A 13,512-nucleotide genomic window follows, 5' to 3' on the forward strand; every position below is an offset into this window, starting at 1 on the left:
TACTTCAAGAGATATTTGAATATTTTTGCAAAATGCTCCGGATATAATCAGTAACTGATTATATCCGGAGCATTATTTTTGCAGAGAAAATACCATCTTTATAGGTAAAGTCACAGGCACCGCCGTTTTTGTCGGTAATGTGGCGGACAGATTCGATTCCTATGCCGTTTCCAGAGCGTTTGGAGGATTGGAAAATATTGTTTTTTTGCTGTATTTTGCCATCGAAGGTATTCTCCACATGGATCAGAAGGAGATGATTATGGTGGGGATAAACTTCCACATTAATCTTTCTGCGGGCGGGTACTGTTTTCACACTTGCCTGGATGGCATTTTCCAGCAGATTGGAGAACACAAGGCACAGATTGATCTCATCTATGGAAAGATCAGCAGGCAGGGAAACCACTGCATGAAAAGGAATGTTTTCTCTTTCTGCAATGGTGGAATAATATCCGAAAACACTGTCAACAGCCTGATTTTCACAGAAATGCAGGTTATAGTCAGAGATTTTGCCGGTTGCAGCAGAGAGATATTCTTTAATTTTTTCTATGTCACCCTGTTCTGCCAGAGTGGACAGACGGACAAAATGATGGCGGATATCGTGACGTGCCTGCCTTGCTTCTTCAATGGCCATGCAGAGATTCTCGTATCTTTCCTGTTGAAGGGAAAGAAAATGGTTCTCCTGCTGAAGTCTGGCATTTCTGTTCAGGCTGACTGCCATCATAAGAAACATGGCATAAAACAGGAGCAGGATTATGAGCAGTACAAGACTGAAAACAATATAGCACTGCAGGACCCGTCCGGTATATAAAGTATTGCGGTATTTAGGAATCATAAAAAGATTCACTCCGATGAAGATTACCGGAAGAATCCAGAATACGTACCAGGTCTGGGCAAAGTTCTCGTCTGTGATCATTGTCTGTACACAGTGGCGGGCAGGATACCAGGCTGCCAGAACAAAAAGCAGGCAGATCACGTTATAGAAAATCCCGGCACCGGTGTGAAACCACAGTTCATTTTCTGTAATATGCAGGTCTGCGGTCATAAGTGCATTAACTGCCCGGGACAAACTTTTGACACATGTAAAAACTGCGAAGACTGCAAGAAAAATACTGACAGATTTCCAGACAGAGATTTTCAGCGTTTTGTGATAAATGAGCATAATCACAGGCAGCAGAGGAAACAGGAACCATCTGGTGGGAATTTGCAGGGCACAGCAAACTGCCCCTCCCAAAATACAGATTCCCAGAAGAAGGGGAAGAAGCCATGCTGTCAGCTTAAGCGGTGTCTGCCTCAGATAGTTCTTTACAGGCAGATATGCCAGCAGTATACCGGGAATGATTACGGAAAGTTCAAGTACAGGGCGAAGTATGTCAGTCATTTCAGGACCTCCTTTGGAACAGAAATTCCATAAATGTCTGTCTGGCGTTTTTCAGCAGCTTCCGGCTGACAGGGACATTGCTTCCGTTATCAAGGCGAAAGCCTGATCCGTCAAAATCAACTGCATGCTCCAGATTGATCACAACGCCCCGGTTACACCGATAGAAACGTGAGTCCATTTTCAGGGAGGTTATGAAGGAATCAAAGGACTGGCGGGTGATCAGTTCCCTTTCACCGGCAGTGTGGATGTGGATCATATGGGAAAAATGCTCTGCGTAGATTATTTTCCGAAAGGGGATTTGAATATTACTGCCGTTTACCTTTACATCTATGTATTTCCCGGAATCCGGGATGCGGGAAAGGATTTCGTCTGTCAGTGCGGAAATATCATTTTCACTGTAGGGCTTTACAAGATAGTGCAGAGCCCGGACCTGGAATCCCTCTAATGCATGGTCAGTGGAAGTTGTTGTAAAGATCAGCAGACAGTCAGTGTCTGATCTGCGAAGTTCTTTTGCTGTATCAATCCCGTTAGAACCATTCATATAAATATCCAGAAACACTACCGTGAAAGGACATTCCTTCGCTGCAGTGAGGAAAGTTTCTCCATTTTCATATTCAAATATATCTACGTGGACATTGCGCCTGGAAAACTGAGAGTCCAGTCTGTTGCGAAGCAGTGTCCGTTCCTCTGAAATATCATCAACAATTGCAATTCGCATAGTAAATCTTCCTTTTTATTTTGTATCGGTAATGGTACGTTCTGGAAACAGTATATCACAAAAACAGGTGGCTGATTTACAATTCGTGCTATTTTTATTCCTTTCGTGACAGAATCATTGAAATAAATTTCTGCTTTCTTATAATGTGCTTAACAGGTACAGGAAAGAGTTTAACAGAAAAAAGGAGGGGTTTGGTGTACTGTATTGCTGTGTTGGCTGTCAATGAAAAAGAAGGACAGGATTATGCAAAATATATTATTGATTACTGTACTGAGAGAAGTATCTTTCCATTGGTTGAACTCTATCAGAACCAGGAAAGCTTTTTTGAACAGATACAGAAAACTGTGCCGGCTGTAGTGCTTCTTGCACTGCCCGGAGTGTCCGGACTGAATGCAGCAGAACATCTCCGCTCCTTATATCCGGGATGTGGTGTCATTTGGTGCAGTGACCTTGATTTTTCGCTTCATGCTTTCAGATTGCGGGTTGAGTATTTTTTTATGGAACCTGTGGACGAGCAGAAGATAAGAGAAGGTTTTTCTGTCTGGCTGAAACACAGTAAGGCAATGTAACAGGAATATTATTATGATTCAGGAGGAAATAATATGAAGAAAAGAGTTTTAATTCTTGCGATGGCAGCGTTTATGGTAACAGCTTCATCTGATTATACAATTAGTATTGTTCATGCGGAAGAGGCATCAGAACTTCCAGTCAAGGCACTTACACCGAAGGCTATGGATGTGAATCCTTATATGGCAGCAAGTGATTCCAATATTCATCATGACTGCTATAATACAGATTCAACAGATGAGGTATTGCCTGTTGATATTTATTCTGAGATCAATGTTTCTTATGAAAAAGTTAATCCCAATGCTTCCCCGGCAGTCTTTTTTGATTCCTATGGACATTCTGTGGTTCCGCTTCTGGGTGGCCTGGCAATCCGTGATATTAATGCAGATGAGACACAGACCTTGGGCTATTTTTCACCAAAACAGCATGACAATGGAAGCTATCTGATACAGAGTTCATATTCTTTTGTAGATGAGAGCAATCGCATTGTGTGTCCGACGAACGATAATCGGGTACTTATGCTTAAGGCTACAGATGAGGAGGGAAATGTACTTCCGGAATTTGAGAAAGTGCTGGATATTGATATTAAAGCCGCAGCAGAGGCTGCACTTGGAAAAACACTGGATCAGAATCTGTTATCTGTAGTTTTTGATTATGAGGGAAATCTCTGGTTTGCAACAGGAGGCTTCCGCATTTATCCTGACAGAAAACAGCAGGGAACCTTTGGCTATGTTTCACGTGCAGCTATCGATAAGATCTTGAATGGAGAAGATGTGGATCTGTCAGATTCAGTGTTTGTATATGAACTGGAACCGGGAGAGGGTGCAGAGAATGGTATTGCGGCATCTAAGGAGGGTGCGGTCATTCTGACAAATCTGAAGTGTTATCTGCTCCAGGCGGATAATGGTGTGAAAAAAGTCTGGGAAACTTCCTATAAAAGTGTGGGTGCCAAGGAAAGCAAAGAAGGCGATGAGACGACAGGTGGCGGTCTTGCATGGGGAGGTGGATGTTCCCCGTCTCTGACCAAAGATCTGGTTATGTTTACAGATAATCAGGATCCGGTAAATCTTATTGCGGTGGATATGAAAACAGGAGAACAGGTTGCGAGTATGCCTGTTATAGATGAGCTTCCGGAAGGTACACAGGTGTCTGTGGAAAATTCTGCAATTGTATATGATGATGGAGAGGGAACAGTAAGCACGATCGTATGTAACTGGTTTGGTGCAGGAAGTGCGAAGCTTGGAGAAGCAGACAATGATTCCTCAATACAAAGCTATGAGAATATTTATGATGTGGGCTGGCTGAGACAGGGCAATAAAATGATCGCGCCGGGTGTGGAACGAGTAGATACGATTAAGACTGAGGATGGATATGAAATGAAGAGTATCTGGTGCAGAAGTGATCTGTCAGATACTTCCATGATGAAATTATCTACAGCAACCGGATATATCTACGGATATGTACAGAATCTGGAAACTGGTATGTGGCAGTATATCATGCTTGATTTTGAGACAGGCGAGACTGTATTTACCATGGATATTTCTGACAAACCGGGATACAATAACATGGCTATCGGTATGTATGCCGGAAACAGCGGAAATTCACTTTATTGTCCGACCGGTTATCTGGAACTTCTGAGACTTCAGGACAGGTTTGTATATCTGCCGGAAATGCCTTACCGCAAGGTGGATCTGGATCAGGCAATGCGCAATGTGTTAAGCCAGGAGAAATTTGAAGCAGACGGCGGCCAGGGAGATGTGGAAGGATGGCTGAACACGATCACAATTGAGAATGTACATCCGAATACGACTGTTGCAATACGTATGAAAGGAATCTCAGGGGAAACAGGTTCTATGAAGCTGTATGCATATGGCGCAGATGGTACCTTGAAAGAAGTTCCGGCAGAGAAATGGCATATCCAGACAGAAGATGGTGAAACACCGGATACATTATCCGAAGACGTACTGTATGAGGTACACATGACTGTGGAAGATGGTGGTGACTTTGATCTCAGTGAAACGGAAAAAGAGATTAAGATATCCGCTGTTCTGGGAATCTGAAGGAGATTCGATACAATAATATAACCTGATTTTCCGTTTTTGGGAGCTGTTTCGGCAGCTCTCAAATTTTTTAAAAAAAATTTGATTTTCAGGTGAGAGTTTTTCGGTTTTTTTGTACCTATATAAGTGAAAGACTTTTTTAGACTGTTTTTTGGGAAGGAGGTTGGAAGGCATGTACGATACCAAAACCCGTATCGAATTGGTAAAAAAGCGAATGCATGAATACCACCGCCGCCAGGAGCGGCGCGCAGTCTGCCGGCTGTCTGTTCTGTGTACCCTGTTATTCCTGTCTCTTGTGGGAGCAACGGGGATAATGCAAAGCCAGCCAATAAACGTTACGGGAATGTACGGCACAATTCTGCTGCATGAGGACGCAGGCGGCTATGTGTTGGTGGCTGTCATTTCCTTTAATGTGGCAGTCGTGATTACCGCATTATGTATCAAATTCAGAAAAAGAGGACAAAAGAGTCAAGACGCAGAAGATCATGTATAAAGAAAGGAAAGGTGGAAAGCATGAGGAAAAAGTTATTAGCCGGGATTCTGGCACTTGCACTGTGTTCTACAAATATGCCCCCCCAGACCATATTTGCGGAAGAATTTACTTCCGGAAATCAGGATGTAGTGTCTGAGGAAGAAACTCCGGAGATTTTTACCAATGAGGAGCTGGAAGCGGCAGGAGAGACAGATGAGGAACTGTCTGTATTCAGTTCAGACGAGGTTCCTGAATTTAATGATGCCCCCGATGAGGCAATGGCTGCTGCGGAAAATGAAGGAATTGATTTAGCTAATGTTTCGGGCGGAATTTATACTATAAGTTCGGCAGGAGATCACAAATTCATATGTAGCCAGGAAACAGGAAATAGAATTGTGGTTGATGGAGAGGGAATTTCACCGGAAGACAGCATCAACATTTATCTTAATAAAGTAAATATCAATACATCTACTGGTCCGGCACTGCAAATAAATGTTAATGTTAAAGCTACAGTCACTATCTATTTAACAGGCACAAATAATCTTATAGCAAAGAATACATGGTATGCCGGTTTACATAAAGCTAACAAAGCTTCGCTTATAATAACAACCAAGGTTTTAGACACTACTGCAGGAATCTTAAATGCTCATGGTAGTAGCGATGGGAATGGCGCCGGAATTGGTGGCAGTAATATTACTATTAATAGTTGTTCTGTAATTGCTAGTTCTAAGTATGGTGCTGGAATTGGTGGCAACAATCAAGGCGCTGGCAGTAAAATTACCATTAATAGTGCTTCTGTAACTGCTCGTTCTACGGATGGTGCCGGAATTGGTGGCGGCCTTTACGGCGATGGCAGTGATATTATCATTAATAATAGTTCTGTAACTGCTAGTTCTACGAATGGTGCCGGAATTGGTGGCGGCGAAGGAAATTCTTGCGAAAATATTACCATTAATAGTAGTTCTGTAACTGCTAGTTCTAAGTATGGTGCCGGAATTGGTGGCGGCAAGGGATATGGAGGTTCTTGCAAAAATATTACCATTAATGGCGGCTCGGTAAAAGCCTCTTCTGTATCCGGTTCCCCAACAAACGAAGGGAAAGAGGTTTACTGTTGTACTATTGAAAATCCCGAAAATGCGAACGTAACAATCAAACCTGGAACAGGTAATTGGAAGCCTGTAAACCATTCCTCTCTCGACCCTGATGACACTAATCTGTATGTTTGGCTACCCAAGCTCGAAGGCAATTCTACAAACAGCTATTTGATTATACTTGACCCAAAAAACGGTTCAGAATCTCGAATACGGAATTATTCATTCGACACCGTTACCAACACATTTAAAGCTGCTCAAGTTGTTAATGATTTTATATTTAAGTCCCCTGTAAAGCCTACTATTTACGATGGTCAGCCTAAAGAAGCCTCATTAGAGTTTAAATTTAAACCTACACATGAAAATAACAGAAAAATCTCATTGGTATATTATAAAGGTAACTACAATGATATCAATGAGAACACTCAACCGCTCCAAGGTGTTCCTGTAAATGCAGGCACATATACCGTAAAGGCTGAGATAGAGGCAAGTAAATCCTATTTTGCACATAAAGGATTACTAAGTCCAAAATGGACATTTACTATTGAAAAAGCCCCTGTAGCACCAGGAGCAGATTTTAATAAAACTTCTATATCCGTTCTATGGTCCTGTAAAAAGATCAGCGACATTGCCAACCCTTTTTCGGCTGACTGGAACTGGGATAACGTTAATCCTGATCAGGAATTACAAGTTGGAAAACCCATTACAGCTACCGCAATTTACAATGGCGACGATAAGGGGAATTACGAAAAAGAATCTATTACTTACACAATCACCAGAAGTCAATGCACGCACGAACACACCGCCGGACGTTATTACTCCTCTCCATCCTGTACTTCCAGCGGATATAGCGGAGATACCTACTGCACAGACTGTAATGAAACACTTTCCTATGGTTATACCATTTCCGCATACGGCCATGACTATGACAACGGCGTTATCACTACAGAACCAACTACAGAAATTGACGGAATCATAACTTACACCTGTAAACGCTGCAAACATCAGGATACAAAAAATCTCGGAAAGCTTGGTGACGGGGAACCTTACATTGAGGGAAGTTTCCAGAAGAAAGGCTGGGATACTGTTAATGATCTGATCAAGACATCCAAAGAAAAAGATACCATCTCCATTATCATGAATGGTGCCAGGACACTTCCTGCTTCCGTTTTATCCGGGATAAAAGGCAAAGATATTTCCCTGAACCTTGATATGGAGAATGGTTTCATCTGGAAGATCAACGGTACTTCCATTACAGCAGAAACACCTGCAGATACCGATCTTTCTGTTATAAACACAACAGAATATATCCCGGCAGCATTATACAGTCTGATCTCCACAAACCAGAATGATTTCGGTTTCCATCTTGGAAGAAATGGAATTTTTGATTTCCCGGCTGTGCTTTCTGTAAAAGCAGATGCCTCCTGTGCAGGACTTATGGCAAATCTGTTCTGGTATGATGTTGAGAATGGGGTTCTGCAGTGTATCCAGACTGTAACTGTAGGCGGTGCATTTGAGCGCAGTATTCCATATGCTGACTTTACCCTTTCCAAAGGACAGGATTATTTCATAGCATTTGGTACAGAATCTCTCAATGGCAGAGTTATTCACACAGACGGAAGTATCACAGATGAAAACGGTGCATACCTGCGACCTGCCGACACAAAGATTTCCAGCCACTCCATTGACAGAAACAAGCTTACTGTCAAACTTGCCAAAGGATGTGCCGGTGCTCAGGGTTATGACTTCGTGATCAGCAGGAAATCGGATATGCTCCAGACAGGTAAATTCAGCAAAACAGTTTCCTCAACCGGCAAGCCGCAGGCATCCTTCAGATATCTTTCAAAAGGTACCTGGTATGTGGCAGCCCGAAGCTGGGTTCTGGATGCACAGGGCAATAAGGTCTATGGTTCCTGGACAAAGGTTAAAAAGATCAAGATCACAGTTGTCACACCACAGCAGCCAAAGATCAGGGATATCGTTGTAAAAGGAAACACTGTGACTATTACTTACACAAAATGCAAAAATGCCACAGGTTATGAGATTCTGCTCGGAACCAAATACAAGACCTCCGCAGGAGAGAAGTATCCGGTTAAGAAATATGTGAAACGTACAGAAGGCAAAAATACCGTAACTGTAACCTTTACAAACGTAAAGAAAGGTACCTGGTATGTGACAGTGCGATCCTGGAATAAGACCTCCAAGAATAAATCCAGAGTTTACAGTCCATACTCCACAATGAAGAAATTTACTGTATGTTTTTTTCGTAACTGAATAGACTAATACTAAAGAAAACAAGAGGTACTGCTAAAAGGCGGTGCCTCTTTTCGGTACAGGAATGATTACCGGAGTAAGCAGAATGATCATATTATCCAGGAGGACAGATTTATGTGGGAATTTATAGTGGCATTGATTTCAGGGGCGCTGATGAGTATTCAGGGTGTTTTTAACACGGAGGTGACAAAGCAGACCAGTCTCTGGGTATCAACCGGCTGGGTGCAGCTGTCGGCTTTTGCAGTCTGTGTTCTTGCCTGGCTTTTCACAGGACGGGAAAGTGTGGCTGCGCTCTGGCAGGTGGACAATAAATATACACTCCTTGGTGGTGTGATCGGAGCGTTTATTACAATTACAGTAATCCAGAGCATGGGAGCTCTTGGACCTGCCAGGGCGGCAATGCTGATCGTCATTTCGCAGCTGGCAGTTGCTTATGTAATTGAATTATTTGGATTGTTTGGGGTAGATAAAGAACCTTTTGAATGGCGCAAAATCCTTGGATTGCTGATCGCGATTTCCGGAATTGTTATATTTAAGTGGCAAAAATAAGAGTTTACTATTGTAAAATCATTAAGATTTCGTTACAATAAGGGTGGCATTATGGACAGGGGGACTCTTACTCTGAGAAATAAGAGGAGGACCCTTATGATAAAAATAAAAAACAGATGTTGTTATACTGTGACGCTGATATTGTGTGGAACTTTGTTTCTTACAGGACTGACAGGTTGTAAGAGCAGAGAGGCACAGTTTCTGATTGAAGGACTGCAGGAAGCGAAAGCAGAGGTGGATGCGGAGTCATCGGAAGAGAAAACATCAGGACAGAAGTCGAAGAAAGATACAGATGAGAAGAACGCTGATACAGAAGACCGACAGAATGATGATGGCAGTTCTGCAGAGTCCCGGAAAAAACAGGCAGAATCAGATGGTTCAGATGCAGGTAATGGGACAGGAAGTGATTCTGGGAAACATACTTCAGATGTTGATATAGATAATGGGTCAGAAGCAGTTTCTGATAAGGAAATGCAGCAGGCGATGATCTATGTTGATGTCTGCGGAGCAGTTGCGAATCCGGGAGTTTTTCAGCTGGCAGCCGGGAGCCGGGTGTTTCAGGCGATTGAGGCGGCGGGAGGATATCTTCCCGAGGCAGCTCTAACCTGTGTAAACCGTGCAGGAGTTCTGACAGACGGACAGCAGCTTTATATTCTCACACAGGAAGAGATGGAGCGGCAGGGACTGGATCCTGCAGAGATGGCCAAAGCATCAGATGGACAGATGAATGGAAGTGCCGGGACAGGACAGAACACAGGGATGGTCGCTCAGGTTCAGCAGGATAACAGGATCAACATAAATACAGCAGATGAAGCTCAGCTTACTACGCTGACGGGGATCGGTGCAACACGTGCGCAGGCGATCATTGCCTACAGAGAAGAGAACGGGCCATTTGCTGCGATAGAGGATATTATGAATGTACAGGGTATCAAAGAAGGTACTTTTGCAAAGATAAAAGATGAGATAGTAGTAGGATAAGGAGAACCGAATGAGCAGGAAAGTTTTGGTAGTAGATGATGAGAAACTGATCGTAAAAGGAATCCGTTTTAGTCTGGAACAGGATGGTATGGAGGTAGACTGCGCTTATGATGGAGAAGAGGCAGTAGAGAAAGCAAAAGATAAAAAATATGATATTATCCTTCTGGATCTGATGCTGCCGAAGATGGACGGGCTGGAAGTATGCCAGCAGATCCGCGAATTTTCCAATGTGCCGATCGTGATGCTGACAGCTAAGGGCGAGGATATGGATAAGATCCTTGGTCTTGAATATGGTGCGGATGATTATATCACCAAACCGTTCAATATCCTGGAAGTTAAGGCACGTATCAAAGCGATCATGCGCCGTGCGGGAAGCGACCACGAGGAGAAAGAAAAGGCAAAGAGCATTCAGGTGGGCGATCTTCGTATGGACTGTGAAGGCAGACGTGTATTTATTGCAGGTAGAGAGATTAATCTGACAGCAAAGGAATTTGATGTACTGGAGCTTCTGGTATTTAATCCGAATAAGGTTTACAGTCGTGAGAACCTGCTGAACATTGTATGGGGATATGAGTATCCGGGTGATGTGCGTACTGTGGATGTACATATCCGCCGTCTCCGTGAGAAGATTGAAACCAATCCAAGTGAACCGAAGTATGTACACACCAAATGGGGCGTTGGATATTATTTCCAGGCACAATAAAAAGAACGCATGAAACAGACAGACTGCATTTTATGAAACAAAGATCATAAAATGTGGTCTGTTTTTTGTTAGGACTGATTGTGATGCACATCTTGCAGAAAGCCTTTTTCAGACACGCTCTAGAGAAAGAGTGGCAGTTTAGTTTGATTCAGTTTAGTTTGGTTTACATCTGAGATGGTTTAGTATTGAACAAAGCTGATAAAAATTAGACAAACAAAACAAACATCTATAGAGGAAAATGATAAAAAATTAGAAAATTTCTATAAATGCGCTTGTGAAAATGACGAAAAAGGCATATAATTAACGTTACAATATGTAAAGAGTGCAATAAAAAGAGAAAAAACAGGTATAAGGAGGGTGCGAAATGCTAGATCAGTCATTTTATCAGAAAGCGGATGAGATCATTGCTTTCTATGGTAAAAAGCCGGCATCACTGATTCCGATCATGCAGGATATTCAGGGGGTGTACAGATATCTCCCGGAAGAATTGCTTACATATGTTGCGGAGCAGATCGGTGTGACAGAAGCGAAAGCGTTCAGTGTTGCCACATTTTATGAGAATTTCTCATTTGATGCGAAAGGTAAATATGTGATCAAGGTCTGTGACGGAACAGCCTGTCATGTAAGAAAATCAATACCGGTTCTGGAGGAACTTTATAAGAAACTGGGGCTGTCAAAGACAAAGAAGACGACAGACGATATGATGTTTACTGTGGAAACAGTTTCCTGTCTTGGTGCCTGCGGACTTGCACCGACTATGATGGTCAATGAAGAGGTATATCCGAGAATGACTCCGGAGAAGGCAGATGAGCTGATTGATAAACTGAGAGGGGGCGAACAGGGATGATCCAGAATAAGGAAGTATTGGAGCAGATCAGAGAAGAAGCTGTGAAAGAACTTAATTCTTATGACTGTCGTATTCTTGTCTGTTCAGGTACCGGATGTGTGGCAACCGGTTCTCAGAAAATCTATGAGAAATTCATGGAGATTGCCAAAGATGCTCCGGGAGTTACCATTGAGTTTGGACCTCATGACAAAGATGCACATGTAGGTGTAAAGAAAACAGGATGTCAGGGTGTCTGTGAGCTTGGACCACTTGTTCGTATCCAGAAAGGCGACGATGTGATCCAGTATACGAAGGTTCAGATCGAAGACTGCCAGGAGATTTTTGAGAAGAGTGTTCAGGGTAATGAGACTATCGAGAGACTGCTTTATCAGAAAGGCGGTAAAGTAAGCCGCGGACCGGAAGATATTCCGTTTATCGCGAAACAGACCCGTATTGTTTTGAAGAACTGTGGTAAGTTTGATGCAGAATCTCTGAATGAGTACATAGCAAGCGGCGGTTTCCAGGCTCTGGAGAAAGCAATGTTTGAGATGGATCCGGATCTGGTTATTGATCAGGTTGATAAATCCGGTATCCGCGGACGTGGTGGCGGCGGCTTCCCGGCAGGTAAGAAATGGATTCAGGTAGCACGCCAGGCTGATCCTGTTCATTATGTGGTTTGTAACGGTGATGAGGGTGACCCGGGAGCATTTATGGATGGCTCCGTAATGGAAGGTGATCCGTATCGTCTGATCGAAGGTATGATGCTTGCAGCTTACGCAGTAAGAGCACAGCATGGATATATTTATGTACGTGCAGAATATCCGCAGTCTGTAGCACGTCTGAAACATGCAATTGCAGTTCTGGAGGAGAACGGACTTCTGGGAGACAATATTCTTGGAACAGGATTCTCTTTCCATATGCATATCAACCGTGGTGCAGGAGCTTTTGTATGTGGTGAAGGTTCTGCCCTGACTGCATCTATCGAAGGAAGCAGAGGCATGCCTCGTGTAAAACCGCCCCGTACAGTTGAACAGGGATTATGGGCAAAGCCTACTGTTCTGAATAACGTAGAAACTTATGCAAATATTCCGGAGATCATTCTCAAAGGAGCTGACTGGTACAGAAGTATCGGTACAGAGGGTTCACCTGGAACAAAGACTTTCTCATTGACCGGTTCTATCGAAAATACAGGTCTGATCGAAGTTCCGATGGGAACAACTTTAAGAGAGATTATTTTCGATATCGGTGGAGGTCTGAAATCCGGCGCTGCATTCAAGGCTGTTCAGATTGGTGGTCCGTCCGGCGGATGTCTGACAGAAGAACATCTGGATGTACCGCTTGACTTTGACTCTGTCAAGAAATACGGAGCGATCGTTGGTTCCGGTGGTCTGGTAGTTATGGACGAACATACCTGTATGGTAGAGGTTGCACGATTCTTCATGGGCTTTACTCAGAGAGAATCCTGCGGTAAATGCGGACCTTGCCGTATCGGTACGAAACGTATGCTTGAGATTCTTGAGAAGATCGTAGATGGTAAAGGTGAGATGGAAGATCTGGAGAAACTGGAACATCTTGGAAACTTTATCAAGGACCGTTCACTCTGCGGACTTGGAAAGAGTGCACCGCTTCCTGTACTTTCCACATTAAGAAACTTCAGAGATGAATATGTAGAGCATATCGTTGATAAAAAGTGCGCGGCTCATGTATGTAAGGCAATGCGTTCTTATGTGATTGATCCTGAGAAATGTAAAGGATGTACCAAGTGTGCAAGAAACTGTCCGGTTGGTGCGATCACAGGCAATAAGAAAGAGCCTCACAGCATTGATACCTCCAAGTGTATTAAGTGCGGAACATGTCTGGAAAATTGTGTATTCGGCGCAATTTCTGTGAATTAAG

The 13,512-nt window shown here is 43.2% G+C and carries 12 protein-coding genes; 10 read left to right on the forward strand and 2 right to left on the reverse strand.

All coding sequences use genetic code 11. The features are described 5' to 3' along the window. Nucleotides 1-58 precede the first annotated feature (58 nt). Nucleotides 59-1,378, reverse strand: coding sequence for a sensor histidine kinase (locus I4V44_RS06250; RefSeq protein WP_196002496.1), 1,320 nt, complete (start codon nucleotides 1,376-1,378; stop codon nucleotides 59-61). Nucleotide 1,379: 1 nt separating this feature from the next. After that, nucleotides 1,380-2,096 (reverse strand): LytR/AlgR family response regulator transcription factor, encoded by a 717-nt coding sequence (locus tag I4V44_RS06255; RefSeq protein ID WP_118409085.1) that lies wholly within the window; start codon nucleotides 2,094-2,096, stop codon nucleotides 1,380-1,382. Nucleotides 2,097-2,290: 194 nt separating this feature from the next. On the opposite strand from I4V44_RS06255, the gene I4V44_RS06260 reads away from it, so the two are divergent. The 10 genes from I4V44_RS06260 to I4V44_RS06300 all read left to right on the forward strand — a co-directional run bounded on the left by I4V44_RS06260 (nucleotide 2,291) and on the right by I4V44_RS06300 (nucleotide 13,511). After that, a complete protein-coding gene (locus I4V44_RS06260) occupies nucleotides 2,291-2,665 on the forward strand; it encodes a response regulator (RefSeq protein WP_173705687.1) in 375 nt (124 codons plus the stop codon). Between the two features lie 33 nt (nucleotides 2,666-2,698). After that, nucleotides 2,699-4,723, forward strand: coding sequence for a hypothetical protein (locus I4V44_RS06265; protein WP_196002497.1), 2,025 nt, complete (start codon nucleotides 2,699-2,701; stop codon nucleotides 4,721-4,723). A 172-nt stretch (nucleotides 4,724-4,895) separates the two neighbouring features. Then, nucleotides 4,896-5,216, forward strand: a complete 321-nt coding sequence (locus tag I4V44_RS06270; protein WP_055152687.1) for a hypothetical protein — start codon at nucleotides 4,896-4,898, stop codon at nucleotides 5,214-5,216. Between the two features lie 20 nt (nucleotides 5,217-5,236). Beyond that, on the forward strand, nucleotides 5,237-8,560 hold the full coding sequence (locus tag I4V44_RS06275) for a hypothetical protein (protein WP_196002498.1): 3,324 nt from the start codon (nucleotides 5,237-5,239) through the stop codon (nucleotides 8,558-8,560). A 114-nt stretch (nucleotides 8,561-8,674) separates the two neighbouring features. Beyond that, the gene (locus I4V44_RS06280; protein WP_196002499.1) at nucleotides 8,675-9,109 is read left to right on the forward strand and encodes a DMT family transporter; all 435 of its coding nucleotides are present in this window, start codon (nucleotides 8,675-8,677) and stop codon (nucleotides 9,107-9,109) included. Between the two features lie 96 nt (nucleotides 9,110-9,205). Then, entirely contained in the window at nucleotides 9,206-10,087 is an 882-nt protein-coding gene (locus tag I4V44_RS06285; protein ID WP_243280222.1) for a ComEA family DNA-binding protein, read from the forward strand. A 10-nt stretch (nucleotides 10,088-10,097) separates the two neighbouring features. After that, on the forward strand, nucleotides 10,098-10,790 hold the full coding sequence (locus I4V44_RS06290; RefSeq protein WP_025578647.1) for a response regulator transcription factor: 693 nt from the start codon (nucleotides 10,098-10,100) through the stop codon (nucleotides 10,788-10,790). Between the two features lie 58 nt (nucleotides 10,791-10,848). Next, entirely contained in the window at nucleotides 10,849-10,932 is an 84-nt protein-coding gene (locus I4V44_RS18490; protein ID WP_420314552.1) for a DUF6783 domain-containing protein, read from the forward strand. Nucleotides 10,933-11,154: 222 nt separating this feature from the next. Further along, the gene (locus tag I4V44_RS06295; RefSeq protein WP_008706192.1) at nucleotides 11,155-11,637 is read left to right on the forward strand and encodes a complex I 24 kDa subunit family protein; all 483 of its coding nucleotides are present in this window, start codon (nucleotides 11,155-11,157) and stop codon (nucleotides 11,635-11,637) included. Beyond that, entirely contained in the window at nucleotides 11,634-13,511 is a 1,878-nt protein-coding gene (locus I4V44_RS06300) for an NADH-quinone oxidoreductase subunit NuoF (protein ID WP_196002500.1), read from the forward strand. The genes I4V44_RS06295 and I4V44_RS06300 overlap by 4 nt, the downstream gene beginning before the upstream one ends. Nucleotide 13,512 lies beyond the last annotated feature (1 nt).

It is taken from the genome of Blautia sp. 1001283B150304_161114_C9 (genome assembly GCF_015668165.1).
Lineage (GTDB): Bacteria > Bacillota > Clostridia > Lachnospirales > Lachnospiraceae > Blautia_A > Blautia_A wexlerae.

What these genes read in the sequence shown, in the direction of transcription:
- I4V44_RS06250 (WP_196002496.1), bottom strand. Translation starts at nt 1,378, where the DNA reads ATGACTGACATACTTCGCCCTGTACTTGAACTTTCCGTAATCATTCCC.
- I4V44_RS06255 (WP_118409085.1), bottom strand. Translation starts at nt 2,096, where the DNA reads ATGCGAATTGCAATTGTTGATGATATTTCAGAGGAACGGACACTGCTT.
- I4V44_RS06265 (WP_196002497.1), top strand. Translation starts at nt 2,699, where the DNA reads ATGAAGAAAAGAGTTTTAATTCTTGCGATGGCAGCGTTTATGGTAACA.
- I4V44_RS06270 (WP_055152687.1), top strand. Translation starts at nt 4,896, where the DNA reads ATGTACGATACCAAAACCCGTATCGAATTGGTAAAAAAGCGAATGCAT.
- I4V44_RS06275 (WP_196002498.1), top strand. Translation starts at nt 5,237, where the DNA reads ATGAGGAAAAAGTTATTAGCCGGGATTCTGGCACTTGCACTGTGTTCT.
- I4V44_RS06280 (WP_196002499.1), top strand. Translation starts at nt 8,675, where the DNA reads ATGTGGGAATTTATAGTGGCATTGATTTCAGGGGCGCTGATGAGTATT.
- I4V44_RS06285 (WP_243280222.1), top strand. Translation starts at nt 9,206, where the DNA reads ATGATAAAAATAAAAAACAGATGTTGTTATACTGTGACGCTGATATTG.
- I4V44_RS06290 (WP_025578647.1), top strand. Translation starts at nt 10,098, where the DNA reads ATGAGCAGGAAAGTTTTGGTAGTAGATGATGAGAAACTGATCGTAAAA.
- I4V44_RS06295 (WP_008706192.1), top strand. Translation starts at nt 11,155, where the DNA reads ATGCTAGATCAGTCATTTTATCAGAAAGCGGATGAGATCATTGCTTTC.
- I4V44_RS06300 (WP_196002500.1), top strand. Translation starts at nt 11,634, where the DNA reads ATGATCCAGAATAAGGAAGTATTGGAGCAGATCAGAGAAGAAGCTGTG.